General features: G+C 69.9%; 22 protein-coding genes. 8 read left to right on the top strand and 14 right to left on the bottom strand.

What is annotated here, in order from left to right:
* Positions 1-36 precede the first annotated feature (36 nt).
* The 7 genes from AB3X07_RS16385 to AB3X07_RS16355 form a co-directional block, all read right to left on the bottom strand.
* Entirely contained in the window at positions 37-657 is a 621-nt protein-coding gene (locus AB3X07_RS16385; protein WP_369939703.1) for a hypothetical protein, read from the bottom strand.
* A complete protein-coding gene (locus AB3X07_RS16380) occupies positions 654-1,298 on the bottom strand; it encodes a hypothetical protein (RefSeq protein WP_369939702.1) in 645 nt (214 codons plus the stop codon). The genes AB3X07_RS16385 and AB3X07_RS16380 overlap by 4 nt, the downstream gene beginning before the upstream one ends.
* 10 nt (positions 1,299-1,308) lie before the next feature.
* Complete coding sequence (locus tag AB3X07_RS16375; RefSeq protein ID WP_369939701.1) at positions 1,309-2,064, bottom strand: PhnD/SsuA/transferrin family substrate-binding protein; 756 nt, start codon at positions 2,062-2,064, stop codon at positions 1,309-1,311.
* The gene (locus AB3X07_RS16370; RefSeq protein WP_369939700.1) at positions 2,061-2,561 is read right to left on the bottom strand and encodes a PAS domain-containing protein; all 501 of its coding nucleotides are present in this window, start codon (positions 2,559-2,561) and stop codon (positions 2,061-2,063) included. The genes AB3X07_RS16375 and AB3X07_RS16370 overlap by 4 nt, the downstream gene beginning before the upstream one ends.
* A gap of 10 nt (positions 2,562-2,571) precedes the next feature.
* Positions 2,572-2,934, bottom strand: a complete 363-nt coding sequence (locus AB3X07_RS16365) for a roadblock/LC7 domain-containing protein (RefSeq protein WP_369939698.1) — start codon at positions 2,932-2,934, stop codon at positions 2,572-2,574.
* 112 nt (positions 2,935-3,046) lie between these two features.
* Positions 3,047-4,354, bottom strand: coding sequence for an endonuclease/exonuclease/phosphatase family protein (locus tag AB3X07_RS16360; RefSeq protein ID WP_369939697.1), 1,308 nt, complete (start codon positions 4,352-4,354; stop codon positions 3,047-3,049).
* A 68-nt stretch (positions 4,355-4,422) separates the two neighbouring features.
* On the bottom strand, positions 4,423-5,184 hold the full coding sequence (locus AB3X07_RS16355) for an arginyltransferase (protein WP_369939696.1): 762 nt from the start codon (positions 5,182-5,184) through the stop codon (positions 4,423-4,425).
* A gap of 216 nt (positions 5,185-5,400) precedes the next feature.
* On the opposite strand from AB3X07_RS16355, the gene AB3X07_RS16350 reads away from it, so the two are divergent.
* On the top strand, positions 5,401-6,000 hold the full coding sequence (locus AB3X07_RS16350; protein WP_369939694.1) for an EF-hand domain-containing protein: 600 nt from the start codon (positions 5,401-5,403) through the stop codon (positions 5,998-6,000).
* 341 nt (positions 6,001-6,341) lie between these two features.
* Here AB3X07_RS16350 and AB3X07_RS16345 read toward each other — a convergent pair whose 3' ends face one another.
* The 3 genes from AB3X07_RS16345 to AB3X07_RS16335 form a co-directional block, all read right to left on the bottom strand.
* On the bottom strand, positions 6,342-6,866 hold the full coding sequence (locus AB3X07_RS16345) for a putative signal transducing protein (protein ID WP_369939693.1): 525 nt from the start codon (positions 6,864-6,866) through the stop codon (positions 6,342-6,344).
* Positions 6,867-6,876: 10 nt separating this feature from the next.
* Complete coding sequence (gene tesB, locus AB3X07_RS16340; protein ID WP_369939692.1) at positions 6,877-7,785, bottom strand: acyl-CoA thioesterase II; 909 nt, start codon at positions 7,783-7,785, stop codon at positions 6,877-6,879.
* A 154-nt stretch (positions 7,786-7,939) separates the two neighbouring features.
* Positions 7,940-8,719 (bottom strand): enoyl-CoA hydratase/isomerase family protein, encoded by a 780-nt coding sequence (locus AB3X07_RS16335; RefSeq protein ID WP_369939691.1) that lies wholly within the window; start codon positions 8,717-8,719, stop codon positions 7,940-7,942.
* A 35-nt stretch (positions 8,720-8,754) separates the two neighbouring features.
* On the opposite strand from AB3X07_RS16335, the gene AB3X07_RS16330 reads away from it, so the two are divergent.
* Positions 8,755-9,198 carry a copper chaperone PCu(A)C gene (locus AB3X07_RS16330; protein ID WP_369939688.1) on the top strand — a complete coding sequence of 148 codons (444 nt, stop codon included), beginning with the start codon at positions 8,755-8,757 and terminating at the stop codon, positions 9,196-9,198.
* Positions 9,199-9,268: 70 nt separating this feature from the next.
* On the opposite strand, the gene AB3X07_RS16325 is transcribed toward AB3X07_RS16330, so the two are convergent.
* Positions 9,269-9,718, bottom strand: a complete 450-nt coding sequence (locus tag AB3X07_RS16325; RefSeq protein WP_369939687.1) for a hypothetical protein — start codon at positions 9,716-9,718, stop codon at positions 9,269-9,271.
* Between AB3X07_RS16325 and AB3X07_RS16320 the strand changes: the two genes are divergently transcribed.
* Positions 9,717-10,085 (top strand): hypothetical protein, encoded by a 369-nt coding sequence (locus AB3X07_RS16320; protein ID WP_369939686.1) that lies wholly within the window; start codon positions 9,717-9,719, stop codon positions 10,083-10,085. The two genes, AB3X07_RS16325 and AB3X07_RS16320, sit on opposite strands and share 2 nt — an antisense overlap.
* A gap of 90 nt (positions 10,086-10,175) precedes the next feature.
* On the opposite strand, the gene AB3X07_RS16315 is transcribed toward AB3X07_RS16320, so the two are convergent.
* Both AB3X07_RS16315 and uvrA read right to left on the bottom strand, forming a co-directional pair.
* A complete protein-coding gene (locus tag AB3X07_RS16315; protein ID WP_369939684.1) occupies positions 10,176-10,607 on the bottom strand; it encodes an acyl-CoA thioesterase in 432 nt (143 codons plus the stop codon).
* Complete coding sequence (gene uvrA, locus AB3X07_RS16310; protein ID WP_369939683.1) at positions 10,604-13,567, bottom strand: excinuclease ABC subunit UvrA; 2,964 nt, start codon at positions 13,565-13,567, stop codon at positions 10,604-10,606. The genes AB3X07_RS16315 and uvrA overlap by 4 nt, the downstream gene beginning before the upstream one ends.
* A gap of 292 nt (positions 13,568-13,859) precedes the next feature.
* Between uvrA and rplU the strand changes: the two genes are divergently transcribed.
* The 3 genes from rplU (at position 13,860) to cgtA (ending at position 15,778) form a co-directional block, all read left to right on the top strand.
* The gene (gene rplU, locus AB3X07_RS16305; RefSeq protein WP_010341170.1) at positions 13,860-14,180 is read left to right on the top strand and encodes a 50S ribosomal protein L21; all 321 of its coding nucleotides are present in this window, start codon (positions 13,860-13,862) and stop codon (positions 14,178-14,180) included.
* Positions 14,181-14,192: 12 nt separating this feature from the next.
* Entirely contained in the window at positions 14,193-14,453 is a 261-nt protein-coding gene (gene rpmA / locus AB3X07_RS16300) for a 50S ribosomal protein L27 (RefSeq protein ID WP_369939682.1), read from the top strand.
* Positions 14,454-14,722: 269 nt separating this feature from the next.
* The gene (gene cgtA / locus AB3X07_RS16295) at positions 14,723-15,778 is read left to right on the top strand and encodes an Obg family GTPase CgtA (RefSeq protein ID WP_369939680.1); all 1,056 of its coding nucleotides are present in this window, start codon (positions 14,723-14,725) and stop codon (positions 15,776-15,778) included.
* Positions 15,779-15,896: 118 nt separating this feature from the next.
* Here cgtA and rpsT read toward each other — a convergent pair whose 3' ends face one another.
* Entirely contained in the window at positions 15,897-16,169 is a 273-nt protein-coding gene (rpsT, locus tag AB3X07_RS16290) for a 30S ribosomal protein S20 (protein ID WP_010341167.1), read from the bottom strand.
* A 116-nt stretch (positions 16,170-16,285) separates the two neighbouring features.
* Between rpsT and murJ the strand changes: the two genes are divergently transcribed.
* Together murJ and AB3X07_RS16280 are read left to right on the top strand one after the other, a co-directional pair.
* Positions 16,286-17,878, top strand: a complete 1,593-nt coding sequence (gene murJ, locus AB3X07_RS16285; RefSeq protein ID WP_369944789.1) for a murein biosynthesis integral membrane protein MurJ — start codon at positions 16,286-16,288, stop codon at positions 17,876-17,878.
* A gap of 230 nt (positions 17,879-18,108) precedes the next feature.
* Positions 18,109-19,119, top strand: a complete 1,011-nt coding sequence (locus AB3X07_RS16280) for a bifunctional riboflavin kinase/FAD synthetase (protein ID WP_369939678.1) — start codon at positions 18,109-18,111, stop codon at positions 19,117-19,119.
* Positions 19,120-19,136 lie beyond the last annotated feature (17 nt).

Raw genomic sequence — 19,136 nt, 5'->3', positions numbered from 1 at the left:
ACCATTCCCCAATCCCCATTCCCCACTCCCAGCCCCTCACACCGGCGGCGCAAACCGCGCCGCCGCCAGGCGGATGCTCCACACCAGTTCCACCATCGCCAGGTTGTTGAGCAGCGCCTCGCCGCCGAGGATCAGCCAGTAGCCGGCGCCGTCCACCCAGAACGGGACGAACGACCAGTCCGGCAGCAGCAGCTGCGGTTCGCTGTGGAACGCGACATAACGCTGCGCGCCGCTCCAGCCACGCGCGCTCTGCCGTTGCGCGAAATCGGAGAAGTCGGCGGCGGCCACGCTCAGCGTGTCGGCCTCGTCCTGGCCGAGCCCGGCGTGGCCCAGGCAGAAGCCGCTGTCGGAGGCGAGCACGGCGCGGCGTTCGGCCGACAGCGGCGCGATCACGTGCTGGGCGAAATCGTCCAGTCGGATCTCCGGGCCGGGCACCGGGCGGCGCAGCAATTGGATCCACTGCTGTTCGCGCGCATCGGCCAGCAGGCGCTGCGCGTCGCCGTCCACGCGCGTGCGCCACTCCGGCAGCGACAGCGCGCCGTGCGCGCTGAGCAGCAGTTGCAGCGCGCGTTGCATGCGGTCCGGTGCGGCTCTGGCGAAGCCATGCAGCACGCCATGCGGCGTGGGCATCAGCCAGGTGGGGTCGTGCTCGTTCATGGCAGATGGCCTGCGCGGGAAAGGGAGGGCTCGGCGGCGGCGCTGCGTCCGCCGAGCAGGTCGCGTTGCTGCAGCCAGCGCGCGGTGCGGTCCCAGCGGTCGCCCAGGGCCAGCGCGTGGCGGCGCAGTTCGCGGCTGGCGAGCATGAACGCGAGTTTGTCCTGGCAACTGATGCAGTAGTCGAGGAACTCGCGCTCGCAGCGTGTCGCGGTCAGCGGCGCGCCTTCGCACAAGGCCTCGACCACCTCGCGCACCATGCGCCGCGAATGGTCCGGACTGGCCCGGCGTACCCGCGCCGGAACGTCGGCCGAGGGCCGCGCCAGCACGCTCCAGCGCGTGGCCAGGGCGTTGATCGGCAACAGGGCGTGGCCATGGCAATGGCGCTGGAAGGCCTCGGCCACGTGCGGCGGCAGGTGCGCGGCGGCCATCTGGAAGGCCAACTGGCGCAAGCTGGTGTCGTGCCGCGGCAGCGCCACGAACAAATCGGCGAGCACGCCTTGCGCCGGTTCGGTGTCGTGCAGTTGCAGCGCCGCGTGCAGGCGCGCCAGGTGCGCGGCGGCGTCGCGCGGGTCGCGCAACAGCGCGCGCGCGTGGGTGCGCATCACCAGGCGCGCCGGATCGGGAGACGGATGGGCGGTCATGGCGTCGCGCTCAGTCCAGCAAGGTGTCGATCAGGTCGATCATGAATTGCGCGTCCTCCATGTGCATGGCCTCGAATCCGTGCTCCAGGCCCAGCGCGTCCAGCACCGCCTGGTCCTCGCGGTGCGCCGCGTCGCCCAGCGCCAGCAGTGCGTCGCGCAGCGCGGGCAGGTGCGCGGCGATACGCGGGTGCGCGAGCAGCGCGTGGCCGATGTCGCACAGCGCGCTCTCCACCAGCGGCCGCAGCCGTTCGCGGGTGAGCCGCGACAGCCGGTGATAGGCGTCGGCCAGGAACAGCCCGGCATCGGCTTCGCCTTCCAGCAACAGCCGCGCCACCGCCGTATAACTGCGGGCCGGGCGCCAGGCGATGCGCTCGGGATCGAGATCGGCCGGTTCCAGCAGCCGCAGCGCGATCAGGCGCACGTCGTGGTTGTCGGTCAGCGCGATGCGGCAGCCGTAGGGCAGGTCCTCGACGCAGTGCGCCGGCGCTTCCGCGGCGGTGGCGATCACCACCTCGTCGGCGCGCCCGCGCGGCCGCGCCAGCGGCAGGTAGCCGCGTTCGCGGATCAGCGTGCTGGCATCGAACGGGCTGGCGTACACCAGGTCGACTTCGCCGCCGTCCAGCAGTTGCTTCTGCTCGGCGGCATCGGCCGGCATCAGCAGGTGCAGGCCGAGCCCGGCGCGGCGCTGCAGCAGCGTGCTGAGCAGGTACCAGCCGCCGAAGTGTTCCGGCGCGAAATCCGGCGCGACCAGGAAGTCGAGGCTCATGCCGGCGTCTCCGCGCGTTCGTCCCGCAGCCATTGCGCGTACAGCGGCTGCAGGGCGTCGATGCGCCGCCGCGAGGGCTTGCGCCGCACCGAGGTGAAGCCCACCACCTGTCCGTCGCGCACGTTCGGCAGCGCGGTGGCGTAGACCCAGTAGCAGGCGCCGTCGCGGCGCAGGTTCTTGACGTAGCCGTGCCATTTCTCGCCGGCCAGCACCGTGTCCCACAGGTCGCGGAACGCGCGGCGCGGCATGTCGGGATGGCGCAGGATGCAGTGCGGCGCGCCGATCAGCGTCGCGCGCGGCCAGCCGCTGAGTTCGACGAAGGCGTCGTTGGCGTGGGTGATGACGCCGTCCAGGTCGGTGCGCGAGACGATCAGGCGCCCGTCCGGGTAGGCCACCTCGCATTCGCTCCAGTACACCAGGCGGCGGCTGCCGTCGTGGTAGCGCAGCTCGGCGCTGCGATGCGGCTCGTGCGGCGGATCCATCGGCGGCAGCGGCATGGCGGCGCTCCTACAGGATCTGCTGCAGCGCCTGGGCGGCGCGCTTGATGTCCAGGAACACCAGGCCGAGCTTGGCGCTGGGCTTGGCCAGTACGGTCAGCACCGCTTCACGCCCGGCCGCGCTCATGATCACGTAGCCCTGTTCGCCCTGGATCAGCACCCGTTCCAGCGGCCCGCGCGCCAGTTCGCGCGCGCTGCGCTCGCCCAACGCCAGCAGCGCGGCGGACATCGCGCCGACGCGGTCCTCGTCCATGCCCTGCGGCATCGCCGAGGCGATGGTCAGTCCATCCAGGGAGATCAGCGCCGACGCCTCGATGTCGGCGGTGGCGCCATTGAGTCCCTCCAGCGCCTGTTGCAGCTGTTGCGTTCGCATGCTCGCTATCCGTGACGCATCCCGGCGGGGTGCGGCATGCATTGGACAGCGTTTGCGCGGGCTTGCCCTTGATCTGGATCAAGGCCGCGCGCGGCGCCGGATTGGCGAATCCCTAATCCCGACTCCCCACTCCCGGCTCCACCGCCACGTCCACCCACACCAGGTGATGGTCGCTGCCGTCGGCGATCGCCGCCGCCGGCGCGCTGGAGGCCGGCCAGAACACGCCGCCGTCCAGGTAGCGGAAATTGGCCGACGGCAGGACGTAGTCCAGCCGCATCGTGCCGGCCTTTGGTCCGAAATCGCCCGTGACCTGTTCGGGCGCGCCGCGATGCGCGATGCCCTGCGCGGCGTAGGCGCGGGTGGTCTCCGCGCCGCCGGCGTCGGTGGGCGTCGGATAGCGCAGGACGCGGCGATGGTCGATCAGCGCGCGGATGGCGTCGTGGCGTCCGTCGCCATCGACCGGATCGTTGTTGAGGTCGCCCAGGATCACGAAGCGCGCATCGGCGGCCAGCCCGCCGCAGCGGCCGGCGTCGTCGCACAGCCAGGTCGCCGCGCCGTCGGCATCGTCCAGGTACGCGCGCCACAGCCGCAGCTCGTCGTGGTTGCGCGCCAGGTTGCGCTTCTCCGGGCCGTCGAACACCGGTGGGGTGGGGTGCGCGACCAAGGCATGGACCACGCCCAGCGGCGTGCGCACCGGCACGTCCCAGTGCGACTTCGACGACAGCCGCAGTTGCGACCAGACCGCGTCGCTGTGGAACGGGCGGCCGCTGGCCGGGTCGATCGGGCGCAGCGCGCCGGGCATCGCGCTCCACTTCAGCAGACGGAAGCTGCGCACTGCAGCGGCGTCGATCGGGTACTTGGACAGCAACAGCATGCCGTACTGACCCGGATGCAGGCCGTAGCCCCAGGCATCGTTGCCGCGGGCACGGCCTTCGCCGCCGACGTGGCCGTCGTTGTCCAGGTCCAGCCCGCTGGGCACGCCGGTGTTGACCGGTGCCAGGTAGCGATAGGGATAGCGCAGCGCGGCGCCGCCGTGCGGTTGCGGCACCGCCAGGTAGCGCTGCTCGAACAGGTCGGCGGCGCGGTGCGCGTCGTCGTAGTCGAATTCGTTGAGCAGCACCAGGTCCGGCCGCACCTGCTGCAGCACTGCGGCGATCTTGCGCGCCTGCGCGCTGTCGCCCTGCAGCTCGGCGATCAGGCCGCCGGCCTGGTCCGCGTTCAACGAGGTGTTGTAGGTGGCCAGGCGCAGGTGTGTGGCGTCGGCGCTCGCGGCCGTGGGCATGCTCGGGGCGGGGCCGGTGTGCGCGCAGGCGCCGCACAGCAGGGTCAGGGCAAGCAACAGGAGGCGTGAGTTCATCGGCGCATTTTCGCATGCGCCGCATGTCCGGACGGTGGCGCCGCGCGCGCGGCGTGGTGGCATGGTGCCGCGCCTGTTGGCGCAGCCTGGCGGCGAGGGCCTGGGTAACGCCCGCAGCAGGCTGGCGCAGGTCAGTCGCCGAAGCGGCCGATGGTGTCGTCGAATGCGCGCCAGGTGCGCCCGTCGTAGGCCTGCAACGGACGGAAGCGCCGCTTGTAGTCCATTTTCCGGTGGCCGCGGATCCAGTAGCCCAGGTACAGGTAGTGCAGCCCCTCGCGCCTGGCCCAGTCGATCTGGTGCAGGATCGCCAGCGTGCCCAGCCCGCGTTCGCCGGCCTCGGGAGCGTAGAAGGTGTACACCGCCGACAGCGCCTGTTCGGTGACGTCGGTCACCGCCACGCCGAGCAGCGGGCCGCGCGTGCCCTGCGGCGTCTTCTGGCGCATTTCCAGGAAACGTCCGTGCGCCCAGCGCCCGACCAGGAACTGGTCGAACTCGTGCGCGCCGTGGTCGTCCATGCCGCCGCCGGGGTGGCGCAGGCGCAGATAGCGTTGGTACAGCGCCAACTGCTCGGCATTGCGTTCGGCGGCGACGATGCGCACGTCGATGTCGGCGTTGCGCGCCAGGCAGCGGCGCTGGCTGCGGTCGGGCGCGAACTCGGCGACCGGAATGCGTACCGCCACGCAGGCGCGGCAGTGGTCGCAGTGCGGCCGGTAGACCAGGTCGCCGGAACGGCGGAAACCCCAGCTCAGCGCCAGCGGGTAGAGCGCGCCCAGGCGTGGGTCGTGCGGGTCCAGTACCAGGTCGCGCGCCTGCCGTTCCGGCCAGTAGCCGCACGCGTGCTGGCCGGTCTGGAACAGCCGCAGGTCGTCGCTGGCGTCGGTATGGATGGCCATGCCGGGAGCATAGCGCTTCGCGATCGCAGCGGCCGCGACTGTCCGCCGCATGAATGCGCCCCGCGCCGCGTCAACCGCGCCGACGCCGCAGCGTTCTCAGCAGGGAAGGCGCCGCTGCGCCGGTCCGCATCGCGGTCCATCGCCGCGGCGCTGGTGACGGCCGAATGCGCCTGCCGCGTCGGTCCGATTTTCCGCTTTCCCCTGAGGGAGTACTCCATGAACTACCGCAATCCGCTGCTCGCCCTGGCCGTGCTCGTCGTGCTGTCCGGCGGCGCCTACGCCGCCAATCCGCCGCCGCCGGCCGATCCCGCCGCGCCGGACGCTGGCGGCGGCTTCGCCAGGCTCGACAAGAATGGCGACGGCGTCATCGATCGCAGCGAGGCCGCGGCCAACCCGCGCCTGGCCCAGCGCTTCGATGCGCTGGACAAGAACCACGACGGCAAGCTGACGCCCGACGAGTTCCCGCGCCACGGCCGCCCGGGCGAGCGCGACGGGCATGGCGGCATGATGGCCAAGCTGGACACCAACAAGGACGGCCGCATCAGCCGCGAGGAGGCCAACGCCGATCCGAAGTTCGCCGCGCGCTTCGCGGAAATGGACGTGAACAAGGACGGTTTCGTCGACCGCGCCGACTTCGAGTTGCGCGCCAAGCAGCATCGCGACGCCTGGTTCGCCAAGGCCGACACCAACAAGGACGGCATGCTCAGCCGCGCCGAGTTCGATGCGGCGCAGTCGATGTGGATGCACAAGCCCGACGGCAAGCCCGGGCGCAAGCACGGGCCGATGCCGGCACCGGCCGCCCCCGACGCGAACTGACCGTTCCACCTCGCAACACGCAACAAGGCGCCGATCGACAACCGCCCCTGCGCAGCGATGCGCAGGGGCGTTTTATTGTCCACGCCGCGCACCGGTCCAATCGCCGTGCACCTGTAGGAGCGGCTTCAGCCGCGACAGGCACTTTGGCGAAGCGGCTAACGTCGGCTGCCTGTCGCGGCTGAAGCCGCTCCTACAGAGCAGCAGCATTTCAGAAAGTCGGCGGACCGCGAGCGGCGTCGACTTCCGCAGGCGCCATGGCGACATCGTCGGCTTCGGCGCCTGTCGAGCATCAGCGCCCTTCCAGGCTCCGCAAGAAACACGACGCCTTCGCCGAAGATGGCTCAGTTGCCCTGCCGCGCCGGTTGCACCCGCACGCGCACTTCGTCGCCGTCCTGTGCCGGTTGCGTCGCCGGTGGCGCGGCGGGTCGCGCCGCCGGTGCGGCAGCCGGGGCCGGCGGCGGTGCGCGGTTGCCGAAGTGGCGCAGCGCGGTGGCCATCGCCACCACGCCGATCACCAGCAGCAGCGCGACACGGATCCGCCACGCCCAGCGCTTGCCGGGCGCCGGCGTCGCCTGCGAGCGGAATTCGGTGAGATACGGCACTCCCTGCGCCGGATCCTGGCGGGTGCTGTCGATCAGCCCGGATTCGCGCAGCAGTGCGCGCGCGCGCGGCTGGTCGTCGGCGTGTATCACCCAGACCGTCGGCTGCGCCTGCGCCGCGGTCGGTTCGAGATAGCTGAACTGGCCGCTGCGCCGGCTGCGGTACGAGCGGCCATTGCTGACCCGCACCGCGATGCCCGCGTCGCGCAACAGTTTGGCCACGCCTTCGGCGGTTTCCACGCGTTGGCTGCTGAAGATCTGCCGCATCGTCGTCGCCTCAGTGCTTGGCCGGAACCTGCGCCGCGGCGCCGGCATCGGGCACCACGCGGATCAGGCCTTCCTGCGCGGTGCTGGCCACCAGCACCCCGTCGCGGGTGAAGAACTGGCCGCGCGCCAGGCCGCGCGATCCCTGCGCGCTGGGGCTGTCCAGCGAGTACAGCAGCCAGTCGTCGGCGCGGAACGGGCGGTGGAACCACAAGGCGTGGTCGAGCGAGGCCATCTGCACGTTCGGCGTGTAGTAGCTGATGCCGTGCGGGAAGGTCGCGGTGCCGAGCAGGTGGAAATCCGAGGCGTAGGCCAGCAGCGCCTGGTGCAGTTCCGGCGCGTCGCCGACCGGCTCGCTCAGGCGCAGCCACATGTGCTGGAACGGCGGGCGCTTGGGCGGATTCAGTTCGTCGCGCGGATAGACGTGGCGGAACTCGAACGGGCCGCCGCGCGAGAGCCAGCGCTGCACCTTGGTCGGCAGCGTCGCCAGCACGTCCGGGCGCGCCGCCGGGGTCGGCTCGATGTCCTCCGGCTGCGGCACTTCCGGCATCTTCAACTGGTGCGTGGCGCCGTCCTCCTGTTCCTGGAACGAGGCCGCGCAGAAGAAGATCACCTTGCCGTGCTGGACCGCGGTGACCCGGCGCACCGAGAAGCTGCCGCCGTCGCGGGTGCGGTCCACGTCGTAGACGATGGGATGGTCGATGTCGCCGGCGCGCAGGAAATAGGCGTGCAGCGAATGCACCCGGCGTCCGTTCTCCACCGTGGCCTGCGCCGCCGACAGGGCCTGGCCCAGCACCTGGCCGCCGAACACGTACTTGGTGCCGATGTCGCGGCTCTGGCCGCGGAACAGGTTGTCCTCCAGCCGTTCCAGCGACAGCAGCTCGATCAGTTCGGACACGACGGGGGCGGGCTTGGCGGACAAGAGGCGAGGCCTGGAGGCGGACGTGCGCCGATTATACCGGGCCGTCCGCGTGCGCCCGCTGCAGGGCGTGTCCTCCCTCCGAGTGCGCCGCTGCGCCGCGTTGGCTCAGCCCGATCCGAACGGCGGCGGTTGTGCGCGCCTTGGCCGGGTCGCTCTAGGCCTTGCCCAGCCGCGTGGCCAGCGCGCGCAGCGCGGCCTGGGTGTCCGGCGCCTGCCAGTCGTCGATCAGCCGTTCCAGCCCGATGTGCTCGTCGGCCAGCGCCACGCGCAGGTCGGCGCGTGCGATGGCGCGGGTCTGCAGCATCGGCTGCGACGGCCGCTTCAGCAGCTCCAGCAGCCAGGCAAGCGCGCGCGCCACCACCAGTTCGGCGTCGACCAGTTCGTCGACCAGGCCGATCTCCAGCGCGCGCTCGGCGCTGACCAGGTCGCCGCCGACCAGCAGGCGCTCGGCGCGGTGCGCGCCGACCACCCGCCGCAGCAGGCGCTGGATGCCTTCCGGCGCGACGAGGCCGACCTGGATCTCGTTCAGGCCGATAGTGAGCGGATGCGCCGGGTCGGGGCTACGCGCCATCACCCGGTAGTCGCAGCACAGCGCCAGCACGCAGCCGCCGGCCGGGGCGTGGCCGGTCAGCGCCGCGACCACCGGGATCGGGCTGTCGGCCAGCGCGCGCGCCGCGCCGAAGAAGGCGGTCCAGCTTCGCAGCAGCTTACCCCGATCGTCGCCATGCGCGAGCAGGTGCGGCACGTCCATGCCGGCGGAGAAGATGCGCGCGTTGCCGGACAGGATCAGCGCCTGCATCCCGTCGGCCTGCGCCTGCGCGATGGCCGCGGCCAGTTCCGTGCACAGCGCGGTGTCCAGCGCATTGACCGGCGGCCGCGCCAGGCGCAGTTCGCGGATGCGGTCGTGGTTGATCACGTCGATGAGCGTCGTCATGCTGCGGTCTGATTTCGAAGAAGGGAACCGCGGTGATGATAACCAAACCATTCGCTGGCGTATTGTTGGCGTTGTGTGCGGCCGCCGCATCGGCGTCGGCCGCGGAATCGAAATGCGTCACCCTGGAGCAAGGCTGGGCGCGGCTGCCGCCGAATCCGGCGATGCCGATGACCGCCGGCTACGGGGTGCTGCATAACGGCTGCGGCAAGGCGGTGGTGGTCACCGGCGCCAGCAGCGCCCGCTTCGGCGATGTGTCCTTGCACGAGACCACCGTGGTGGCCGGTGTCAGCCGGATGCGCGCGATCGAGCGCCTGCCGCTGGCGCCCGGCGCGCGCGTCGAACTCAAGCCCGGCGGCATGCACCTGATGCTGATGCAGGGCAAGGGCGCGCTGGCCGAGGGCCAGGCCGTGCCGCTGCGTCTGCAGCTGGAAGGCGGCGACGAGGCCGCGGCCACGCTGACCGTGCGCGCGCAGAAGTAGCGCCGCGCCAGAGGTCGATCCTGCGTGGCCGCTGCCGGGCCGCGGCGGCGCGGCTTGCTGCGTGGCGCGCTTACGACCAGTCGTACGAGAACAGCACCGTGCGACTGATCGGCTCGTACAGCATCACGATCGCGTCGGCGCCGGTGGCGCACCAGTTGTAGCCGCCGACGGTGGCCACTGCGAAGAAGGGATGGCCGTCGCGGGTGATGACGATCGTCTCGGCGTCGTCCCGTGCATCAGGATCATCCGCCGCCGCCGTGAAAGCGAGCGCGAAGGCCGGCGGAATCGGTGCGGCTTCGACCCAGTTGCCGTCGGGAATCTGGCCGCCCAGCGTGTCCAGGTAGGCGTGCTCCCTGGCGGTGTCCTTGTCGTACATCGAGTAGCTGGCCAGACGGCCGTGTTCGGCGTGGTAGGCGCGTGCCTTGGCATGGCTCTCGCGCATCTGCGCGACGTGCTCCTGCATCTCCTGGCCCTGTGCCTGGTGGTCGAGGAAGTAGCCCTGATTGCCGAGAAACCGCATGCGGTTGTCGGCGGTCCAGCTCGAAGGCGATCCAATTGGTCGCGGTGAAGGCGTTGTGTTGCGCTTCGGTGGTTTCGCCGATCAGCCCGTCGTATGGCTCGACCGGGCACAGCAGTGTCGGCGCGGTGCCGGCCAGTTCCGGGCGCAGCGCGCCCAGGTCGATCGTCAGCAGCGGCAGCAGGTGCCGGCCCAGCCAGGCCTGGTCGGTCGGGAACGCGTCGCTGGGAAAGGGGACCATGCCGGGCAGCAGGTCGCGCAGTTCGGTGCGTTGGAACATGGCGGTCCTTTGCATCATGCCGGCCATGGCCGGCGTCCTTGGGATTCGGGTGCTGGCCGGTGGCCGGGCGCGTTGCCGGGCGGCGACTGATCGGATGGCAGTTCGAACGACGGAGCCATGCCGGACAGCGACGCCGCAACAGATTCGCTCGCGCCGGCCGGGCCCGGCGCGGGCGGCGGCTCAGCTCGACGCGCGACGGACGGCGTCGGGCAGCGGCGCGCTCTTGCCGGTCTCGGTGTCGATCCACACCACCACCACGTTGCCGTCGGAGTGCAGCACGCTGTCGTTGCGCTGGTCGACGATGCGGTGGCCGATGGTCACGCTGCTGGTGCCCAGGCGTTCGACGAACAGTTCGACCACGATGTCGTTCGGCCACACGATCGGCAAGCGGTAGTTGACGTTGGTCGCGGCCACCACCGGCGCGATGCGGTCGGTCATCGACACGCCTTCCACGCCCAGCATCCAGCGCACGCGCGCTTCTTCCAGGTAGGAGATGTACTTGGCGTTGTTGACGTGACCCATGCTGTCCATGTCGCGCCAGCGCACGCTGATCGGCACGCGCGCCAGCGGCTTGTGCGCGGTGGAGGGGGATTCGGTGGGGGATGCGCTCATCGTGCGGCCTTCTTGGTCGTGGTCTTCTTGGCCGCCTTCTTGGCGACCTTCTCGGGTTTGCTCTTGCGCGGCGGCAACGCGTCGGGCTTGTTGGCCATCGCCGCCGGCTTGGTCGGCTTGGCCACGGTGCCGGCGGGCAGCAGCTTGGCCAGGAAATGGCCGGTGTAGGAATCCGGGTGCGCGGCGATCTCCTCCGGGGTGCCGGTGGCGAGGATGGTGCCACCGCGATGGCCGCCCTCCGGGCCAAGATCCACCACCCAGTCCGCGGTCTTGATCACGTCCAGGTTGTGCTCGATCACCACCACGGTGTTGCCTTCGTCGCGCAGCTTGTGCAGTACGCCGAGCAGCGCCTCGATGTCGTGGAAGTGCAGGCCGGTGGTCGGCTCGTCGAGGATGTACAGGGTGCGGCCGGTATCGCGCCGCGACAGTTCCTTGGACAGCTTGACGCGTTGCGCCTCGCCGCCGGACAGGGTGGTCGCGCTCTGCCCGAGCTTGATGTAGCTCAGGCCCACGTCGACCAGCGTCTCCAGCTTGCGCGCGATGCTCGGCACCGGTTCGAACAGGCGCAGCGCATCCTCGACCGTCATCTGCAGCACGTCGTTGATGTTGAAGCCCTTGTACAGGATCTCCAGCGTCTCGCGGTTGTAGCGCTTGCCGTGGCAGACGTCGCAGGGCACGTACACGTCGGGCAGGAAGTGCATTTCGACCTTGATCAGGCCATCGCCCTGGCATGCTTCGCAGCGGCCGCCGCGCACGTTGAAGCTGAAGCGGCCCGGCGAGTAGCCGCGCGCGCGCGCTTCCGGCACCTGCGCGAACAGCTCGCGCAGCGGTGTGAACAGGCCGGTGTAGGTCGCCGGGTTGGAGCGCGGGGTGCGCCCGATCGGCGACTGGTCGATGTCCACGACCTTGTCGAACAGGTCCATGTGCTCGATCTCGCGGTACGGCGCCACCGTGTGCGAGGCGCCGTTGATCTCGTTGGCGGCCAGGGTGAACAAGGTGTCGTTGATCAGCGTCGACTTGCCCGAGCCGGACACGCCGGTCACGCAGGTCAGCAGCCCCGCCGGGATCTCCAGGTCGACGTTCTTGAGGTTGTTGCCGCTGGCCCCGCGCAGGCGCAGGGTCATCTTTGGGTTGGCCTTGTGGCGCTTGGCCGGGATCTCGATGCGGCGCTTGCCCGACAGATATTGCCCGGTCAGCGAACGCGGCGCCTTGAGCAGGTCCTGCACGCTGCCCTGGCCGACGATCTCGCCGCCGTGCACGCCGGCGCCGGGGCCGATGTCCAGCACGTAGTCGGCCAGGCGGATGGCGTCCTCGTCGTGCTCGACCACGATCACCGTGTTGCCGAGGTCGCGCAGGCGGGTGAGGGTGCCGAGCAAGCGTTCGTTGTCGCGCTGGTGCAGGCCGATCGACGGTTCGTCGAGCACGTACATCACACCCACCAGGCCGGCGCCGATCTGGCTGGCCAGGCGGATGCGCTGCGCCTCACCGCCGGACAGGGTGTCGGCCTTGCGTTCCAGGGTCAGGTAATCCAGGCCGACGTCGACCAGGAAGCCGAGCCGCTCGGCGATCTCCTTGACGATCTTGGTGGCGATCTCGCCGCGCCAGCCGGGCAGGTCGAGCTGGCGGAAGAACGCCAGCGCGTCGTCGATCGGCAGCACCACCAGGTCCGGCAGCGGGCGGTCGGCGACGAACACGTTGCGCGCGGCCTTGTTCAAGCGCGCGCCCTTGCAGTCCGGGCACGGCCGTTCGCTGATGTACTTGGCCAGTTCCTCGCGCACCGCCGGCGATTCGGTCTCGCGGTAGCGGCGCTCCAGGTTGGGGATGATGCCCTCGAAGCGGTGCTTGCGCTGGGTGCGGCCGCCGGCGTCGGTGAAGTAGGTGAAGGTGATGGTTTCCTCGCCGCTGCCGTACAGCACCGCCTGGCGCACGCTCGCCGGCAGCGACTGCCACGGCGCGTCCACGTCGAACTTGTAGTGCTTGGCCAGCGAGGCGATCAACTGGAAGTAGTACGCGTTGCGCCGGTCCCAGCCGCGCACCGCGCCGGCAGACAGCGACAGCTCCGGATGCACCACCACCCGCTCGGGGTCGAAGAACTCGGCCACGCCCAGGCCGTCGCAGCTCGGGCAGGCGCCCATCGGCGCGTTGAACGAGAACAGGCGTGGTTCCAGCTCCGGCAGCGAGTAGTCGCAGACCGGGCAGCTGTACTTGGAGGAGAACAGGTGCGGCGCGGCCGCGGCATCGTCCAGCGACTGCACCGAGACCATGCCGTCGGCCAGCTTCAGCGCGGTCTCGAAACTCTCGGCCAGGCGCTGCTTGATGTCCTCGCGCGGGCGGAAGCGGTCGATCACCGCCTCGATGGTGTGCTTCTGGCGCAGCGCCAGCGCCGGCACCGCGTCGATCTCGTACAGCTCGCCGTCCACGCGCACGCGCACGAAGCCCTGCGCGCGCAGCTGCTCGAACACCTGCGCATGCTCGCCCTTGCGGTCGCGGATCACCGGGGCCAGCAGCATGTAGCGCTGCTCCGGATCGAGGGTCAGGATCTGGTCCACCATCTGGCTGACCGTCTGCGCTTCCAGCGGGTAGCCGTGGTCGGGGCAGCGCGGCTGGCCGACGCGCGCGTACAGCAGGCGCAGGTAGTCGTAGATCTCGGTGATGGTGCCGACGGTGGAGCGCGGGTTGTGCGAGGTCGACTTCTGCTCGATCGCGATCGCCGGCGACAGGCCCTCGATGTGATCGATGTCGGGCTTCTCCATCACGCTGAGGAACTGCCGCGCGTACGCCGACAGCGACTCCACGTAGCGGCGCTGGCCTTCGGCGTAGATGGTGTCGAACGCCAGCGAGGACTTGCCGGACCCGGACAGGCCGGTGATCACGATCAGCTTGTCGCGCGGCAGGTCGAGGTCGAGGTTCTTGAGGTTGTGCGTCCGCGCGCCGCGGATGCGGATGAAATCCATCGCCATGAGGAGTCCGTGTTGTGCCGGCGGGCGTCGGCCCAGGCCAGCGTGGGGGCGGAGAGGGGACGGCAATCGATCAGCGTACCCAGCTTGTCAGGTGGGGGCAATTGCCGGATTTGCCAGCCGCGCGCAGGCCGGGCGGCTGGCCGGTTCAGGCAATTGCGGCCAGCGGCCGGGGGTCTTTCCGCGCCGGACCGGGGGCTTGACCCTAAGCTGCTGAAGCCATTACAATTCCGCTCCTGTCTGCCCGAAGCGGCACGGCGGGAACGACCACAATAACTACAGAGGAAGTCTGGTCATGTACGCAGTACTGGTCACCGGCGGTAAGCAATACCGCGTCGCGCAGGGCGAAACGCTCCGCGTGGAAAAGCTCGAAGTCGAAGCCGGCAACGAGATCACGTTCGACAACATCCTGATGCTGGGCGACAGCGACGGCATCAAGATCGGCGACGCGCTGAAGGGCGCCGCCGTCACCGCCAAGGTCGTGGCCCATGGCCGCGCCGACAAGGTGCGCATCATCAAGTTCCGCCGCCGCAAGCACCACATGAAGCGTCAGGGTCACCGGCAGCACTACACCGAAATCGAGATCACCGGCATCGCCGGTGGCGACAAGAAGTAAGGAGCAGCAGTCATGGCACACAAAAAAGGCGTAGGTTCCTCGCGCAACGGCCGCGACTCCAACCCGAAGTACCTGGGCGTGAAGATGTTCGGCGGCCAGGCCATCGAAGCCGGCAACATCATCGTGCGTCAGCGCGGTACCCAGTTCCACCCGGGCACCGGCGTCGGCCTGGGCCGCGACCACACCCTGTTCGCGCTGGTCGACGGCAAGGTCGAGTTCTCGGTGAAGGGCGCCAAGAAGCGCCGCACCGTGAGCGTGGTCGCCGAGGCGTAAGCCTTCGGTCTCCAGGGCCTGCGCCATGGCGCAGGCTTGCTGACGAGAGCCCCGCTTCGGCGGGGTTTTTGTTTTGCGGCTGGGAATGGGGAGTGGGGAATCGGGAATGGCGAAAGCGCCTCCCTTTGACTTGCGCCTCTCCTGGTCCGACAAGGTCATGCGCCCATCGGGTTTTGCCGATCGGGCGCTGCCACTTAGAATCGACGCCGCGGCGGCGGTTCGCTTTTCCGATTCTCGATTCACCATTCCCCATTCCCGGTTGTTAACCCATGAAACTCGTAGACGAAGCGGAAATCCAGGTCACGGCCGGCAATGGCGGCAATGGCTGCATCGGCTTTCGCCGCGAGAAGTTCATCCCGCTGGGTGGGCCCGATGGCGGCGATGGCGGCAACGGCGGCAGCGTGTGGCTGGTGGCCGACGAGAATCTCAACACCCTGGTCGACTTCCGCCACCAGCGCGCGTTCCGTGCGCAGCGCGGCGAGAACGGCATGGGCCGGCAGATGTACGGCAAGGCCGGCGAGGATCTGACCATCACCGTGCCGGTCGGCACCGTGGTGATCAACGTCGATACCGACGAGACCATCGGCGACCTGGTCGCGCACGGCGATCGCCTGCTGGTCGCGCAGGGTGGCAAGGGCGGCCTGGGCAACATGCACTTCAAGAGTTCGGTGACGCGCGCGCCGCGCAAGGCGACGCCGGGCGAGGAGGGCGAGGAGCGCACGCTCAAGCTGGAGCTGAAGCTGCTGGCCGACGTCGGCCTGCTGGGCTTCCCCAATGCCGGCAAGAGCACCTTCATCCGCGCCGTGTCCGCGGCCACGCCGAAGGTGGCCGACTATCCGTTCACCACGCTGTATCCGAACCTGGGCGTGGTCAGTGTCGAGGCCTACCGCAGCTTCGTGATCGCCGACATTCCCGGGCTGATCGAGGGCGCCGCCGATGGCGCCGGCCTCGGTGCGCAGTTCCTGCGCCACCTGCAGCGCACCCGCCTGCTGCTGCATCTGGTGGATCTGGCGCCCATGGAGGGCGGCGTGGATGGCGTGGCGCCGATCGAGCAGGTGCGGGCGATCGAGCGCGAACTGCAGAAGCACGATCCGGAGCTGCTGGCCAAGCCCCGCTGGCTGGTGCTGAACAAGGCCGACCTGATGTTCGAGGACGAGGCGCGTGCGCTGGCCGAGCAGGTGGTCGCCGAGTTGGGCTGGACCCAGCCCTGGTACCTGGTGTCGGCGCTGGGCCGTGAGGGCACCTGGCCGATCATGAAGGACGTGATGGCGTTCTTCGACCGCCAGCGCGAGGACGCGCTGGAGGCGGCCGCCAATGCACCTTGAGTGCGTCGCCCGATCCGCGCTGGCGGTGGATCACGCGCACACGAAAAACCCGGCCGAGGCCGGGCTTTTTCGTGGTGCTGCCGGAAGCGCGGGCGCTCCCGGCATCGACTGCGGCCGATCAGGCGGCGGTCTTGATCGCCTTGATGCGGGCGCTCAGGCGGCTCTTGTGACGGGCGGCCTTGTTCTTGTGGATCAGGCCACGCGAGCTGAACCGGTCGAGGATCGGCTGGGCGATGGCGAAGGCGGCTTCGGCGCCGGCGGCGTCGTTGGCGTCCAGGGCCTTGATGACCTTCTTGACGGCGGTGCGCAGCATCGAACGCTGAGCCGTGTTGCGCGCGTTGCGCACGACGGTCTGCTTGGCGCGCTTCTTGGCGGACTTGATATTGGCCACGGTGGTGGTTTCCTGGAAAGCTGTGTGGTGGATAAAAACAAGCGGGAGAGTATGAAGCGTCCGAACATTCGCGTCAAGCCAATTGTCAAGAGGGTGGCCGCATGAGCCCGCCGCGCATGCTCCGTGGGCTGCTTTCCTTCAGCAGCATGACCATGATTTCGCGCCTGCTGGGGCTGGTGCGCGACCAGGCAATCAATTATTCGTTCGGCGCCAACGCGACCTCCGACGCGTTCTGGGTCGCATTCCGCATCCCCAACTTCCTGCGTCGGCTGTTCGCCGAGGGCTCCTTCGCCACCGCCTTCGTGCCGGTGTTCACCGAAGTGAAGGAAACCCGTCCGCACGCCGACCTGCGTGCGCTGATGTCGCGGGTGTCCGGCACGCTGGGCGGGGTGTTGCTGCTGGTCACCGCGCTGGGGCTGATCTTCACCCCGCAGGTGGCGATGCTGTTCAACCCCGGCGCCAGCGACGACCCGGCCAAATTCGGGCTGATTGTCGACCTGCTGCGGTTGACCTTCCCGTTCCTGCTGTTCGTGTCGCTGACCGCGCTGGCCGGCGGTGCCCTCAACAGCTTCCATCGCTTCGGCCTGCCCGCGCTGACCCCGGTGATCCTCAACCTGTGCATGATCGCCGGCGCGCTGTGGCTGGCGCCGCGGCTGCAGGTGCCGATCCTGGCGATGGGCTGGGCGGTGCTGGTGGCCGGCGTGCTGCAGTTGCTGTTCCAGTTGCCGGCCTTGCGCGGCATCGATCTGCTGACCCTGCCGCGCTGGGGCTGGCAGCACCCGGACGTGCGCCGGGTGCTGACCCTGATGGTGCCGACGCTGTTCGGTTCCTCGATCGCGCAGATCAATCTGCTGCTGGACACGGTGATCGCCTCGTTCCTGTATGCCGGCTCGCAGAGTTGGCTGTCGCAGGCCGACCGCTTCCTGGAGCTGCCGTTGGGCGTGTTCGGCGTGGCCCTGGGCACGGTGATCCTGCCGGCGCTGTCGCGGCACCACGTCAAGACCGACCGCGCCGGGTTCTCCAGCGCGCTGGACTGGGGCTTGCGCACCACGCTGCTGATCTCGGTGCCGGCGATGCTGGGGCTGATGCTGCTGAGCCAGCCGCTGGTGGCGACCCTGTTCCAGTACGGCAAGTTCACCGCCTTCGACACGCGCATGGCGGCGATGTCGGTATTCGGGCTGAGCTTCGGCCTGCCGGCGTTCGCCCTGCTCAAGGTGCTGCTGCCGGCGTTCTATTCGCGCCAGGACACGCGCACGCCGGTGCGCGCCGGCGTTGCCGCGCTGGTCGCCAACATGGCGCTGAACCTGCTGTTCCTGGCGATCCTGTACCAGCTCTGGGTGCCGGCGGAGTTGCGTGCGCAGGGCGTGCGCACTGCGCTGGCCGCGGTGCCGGGCCTGCATCTGGCGCTGGGCCTGGCCAGTGCGGTGGCCAGCTACCTCAACCTGTCGCTGCTGTGGCGCTGGCTGCGCCGCGACCAGGTCTACCAGCCCAAGCCGGGCTGGGGTGGCTACCTGCTGCGGCTGGGCGTGGCCTGCGCGGCGATGGTGGTGGTGCTGGCGTTCGGCCTGCACTGGCTGCCGGCGTTCACCACCATGGACAAGTGGCACCGCATCGGCAGCCTGTTGCTGCTGGTCGGCGGTGGCGGCGCGGTGTACCTGCTGGCCTTGCTGGCGCTGGGGTTCCGGCCGCGGGATCTGCGGGAGAGTTGAGGCTGGGCGACATCGAGGATCCGGGGTCTGGGGTTTTGTAGGAGCGGCTTCAGTCGCGACGGGCCTTGCCGAGAGCGTCTGTCGCGGCTGAAGCCGCTCCTACAGGAAGCGCGTATCCGCTCTTCGCCCGGCCCCACGCTGCCGTCCCGTGCCCCGAGCCCAGCCGCTATACTCGACGGTTACGCATCATCATCGACCGGCGCCCCTGCGCCGGCGCTTCGGACCGAGGAATGAGCAGGCTGTTTAGAGACGTCGAGGGCGGGACCCTGTTCCCGCAGGGAAGCGTGGTCTGCATCGGCGCCTTCGATGGCCTGCACCTGGGCCACCGCGCGCTGGTGCGCCACGCGCTGGCGCGCGCCCGCGCGCTGGGCGTGCCGGCGGTGGCGCTGAGCTTCGAGCCGCTGCCGCGCGAGTTCTTTGCTCCGGCCGCGCCGCCGCCGCGGCTGACCCTGGCGCGGCCCAAGATCGAAGGCCTGCACCAGCTCGGCATCGACAGCGTCGGCCTGTTGCGCTTCGACCTGCGCCTGTCCTCGATGAGCGCGCCGGACTTCGTGCGACGCACCCTGGTCGAGCGGCTGCAGGCGCGCGAGGTGTGGATCGGTCCGGCGTTCCGCTTCGGCCACAAGCGCGGTGGCGACATCGCGCTGCTGCGCGAGATGGGGGCGCAGCTGGGCTTCGCCGCCGGCGAGATCGAGCCGGTGCACCTGCGCGAGGAGCGCATCTCCAGCACCCGCATCCGCGAACTGCTGGTGGCCGGCGAGTTCGCGCATGCCGCCGAGCTGCTGGGCCGGCCGTACGCGATCGATGGCCGGGTGGTGCGCGGCAAGCAGCTCGGGCGTACCCTCGGCTATCCCACCGCCAACCTGCGCTTCCACCGCACTCCCGCGTTGTCGGGCATCTACGCCACCTGGGTGCACGGGGTCGGCGCGCAGCCGTGGCCGTCGGTGTCCAGCTTCGGCACCCGCCCGACCGTGCAGGGCGTGGAGCCGCTGCTGGAAGCGCACCTGTTCGATTTCCAGGGCGACCTGTACGGGCGTCACATCGACGTGGAATTCGTCGCCAAGTTGCGCGACGAGGAAAAGTTCTCCGATCTGGCCGCATTGACCGACCAGATGCATCGCGATGCCGCGCTGGCCCGCCGCCTGCTCGGTTCCGCGCCGGCGCCCGCGCCGCGGCGCATGAACGCCGACCGCGCCGATCGCGCGCACCAGCCCGCGCCGTCCGCGCGGACTTCCCAATGAAAGACAACCGGTAACTG

This window comes from Xanthomonas sp. DAR 35659 (assembly GCF_041242975.1).
GTDB classification, from domain to species: domain Bacteria; phylum Pseudomonadota; class Gammaproteobacteria; order Xanthomonadales; family Xanthomonadaceae; genus Xanthomonas_A; species Xanthomonas_A medicagonis.
This window is presented reverse-complemented; position numbering and strand designations above follow the sequence as displayed.

What these genes read in the sequence shown, in the direction of transcription:
- AB3X07_RS16355 (WP_369939696.1), bottom strand. Translation starts at nt 5,184, where the DNA reads ATGGCCATCCATACCGACGCCAGCGACGACCTGCGGCTGTTCCAGACC.
- uvrA (WP_369939683.1), bottom strand. Translation starts at nt 13,567, where the DNA reads ATGGCGATGGATTTCATCCGCATCCGCGGCGCGCGGACGCACAACCTC.
- AB3X07_RS16370 (WP_369939700.1), bottom strand. Translation starts at nt 2,561, where the DNA reads ATGCCGCTGCCGCCGATGGATCCGCCGCACGAGCCGCATCGCAGCGCC.
- AB3X07_RS16380 (WP_369939702.1), bottom strand. Translation starts at nt 1,298, where the DNA reads ATGACCGCCCATCCGTCTCCCGATCCGGCGCGCCTGGTGATGCGCACC.
- AB3X07_RS16375 (WP_369939701.1), bottom strand. Translation starts at nt 2,064, where the DNA reads ATGAGCCTCGACTTCCTGGTCGCGCCGGATTTCGCGCCGGAACACTTC.
- rpmA (WP_369939682.1), top strand. Translation starts at nt 14,193, where the DNA reads ATGGCACACAAAAAAGGCGTAGGTTCCTCGCGCAACGGCCGCGACTCC.
- AB3X07_RS16315 (WP_369939684.1), bottom strand. Translation starts at nt 10,607, where the DNA reads ATGAGCGCATCCCCCACCGAATCCCCCTCCACCGCGCACAAGCCGCTG.
- AB3X07_RS16360 (WP_369939697.1), bottom strand. Translation starts at nt 4,354, where the DNA reads ATGCCACCACGCCGCGCGCGCGGCGCCACCGTCCGGACATGCGGCGCA.
- AB3X07_RS16350 (WP_369939694.1), top strand. Translation starts at nt 5,401, where the DNA reads ATGAACTACCGCAATCCGCTGCTCGCCCTGGCCGTGCTCGTCGTGCTG.
- AB3X07_RS16365 (WP_369939698.1), bottom strand. Translation starts at nt 2,934, where the DNA reads ATGCGAACGCAACAGCTGCAACAGGCGCTGGAGGGACTCAATGGCGCC.
- murJ (WP_369944789.1), top strand. Translation starts at nt 16,286, where the DNA reads ATGCTCCGTGGGCTGCTTTCCTTCAGCAGCATGACCATGATTTCGCGC.
- rplU (WP_010341170.1), top strand. Translation starts at nt 13,860, where the DNA reads ATGTACGCAGTACTGGTCACCGGCGGTAAGCAATACCGCGTCGCGCAG.
- AB3X07_RS16320 (WP_369939686.1), top strand. Translation starts at nt 9,717, where the DNA reads ATGCGGTTGTCGGCGGTCCAGCTCGAAGGCGATCCAATTGGTCGCGGT.
- cgtA (WP_369939680.1), top strand. Translation starts at nt 14,723, where the DNA reads ATGAAACTCGTAGACGAAGCGGAAATCCAGGTCACGGCCGGCAATGGC.
- AB3X07_RS16330 (WP_369939688.1), top strand. Translation starts at nt 8,755, where the DNA reads ATGATAACCAAACCATTCGCTGGCGTATTGTTGGCGTTGTGTGCGGCC.
- AB3X07_RS16335 (WP_369939691.1), bottom strand. Translation starts at nt 8,719, where the DNA reads ATGACGACGCTCATCGACGTGATCAACCACGACCGCATCCGCGAACTG.
- AB3X07_RS16280 (WP_369939678.1), top strand. Translation starts at nt 18,109, where the DNA reads ATGAGCAGGCTGTTTAGAGACGTCGAGGGCGGGACCCTGTTCCCGCAG.
- AB3X07_RS16345 (WP_369939693.1), bottom strand. Translation starts at nt 6,866, where the DNA reads ATGCGGCAGATCTTCAGCAGCCAACGCGTGGAAACCGCCGAAGGCGTG.
- AB3X07_RS16385 (WP_369939703.1), bottom strand. Translation starts at nt 657, where the DNA reads ATGAACGAGCACGACCCCACCTGGCTGATGCCCACGCCGCATGGCGTG.
- AB3X07_RS16325 (WP_369939687.1), bottom strand. Translation starts at nt 9,718, where the DNA reads ATGCGGTTTCTCGGCAATCAGGGCTACTTCCTCGACCACCAGGCACAG.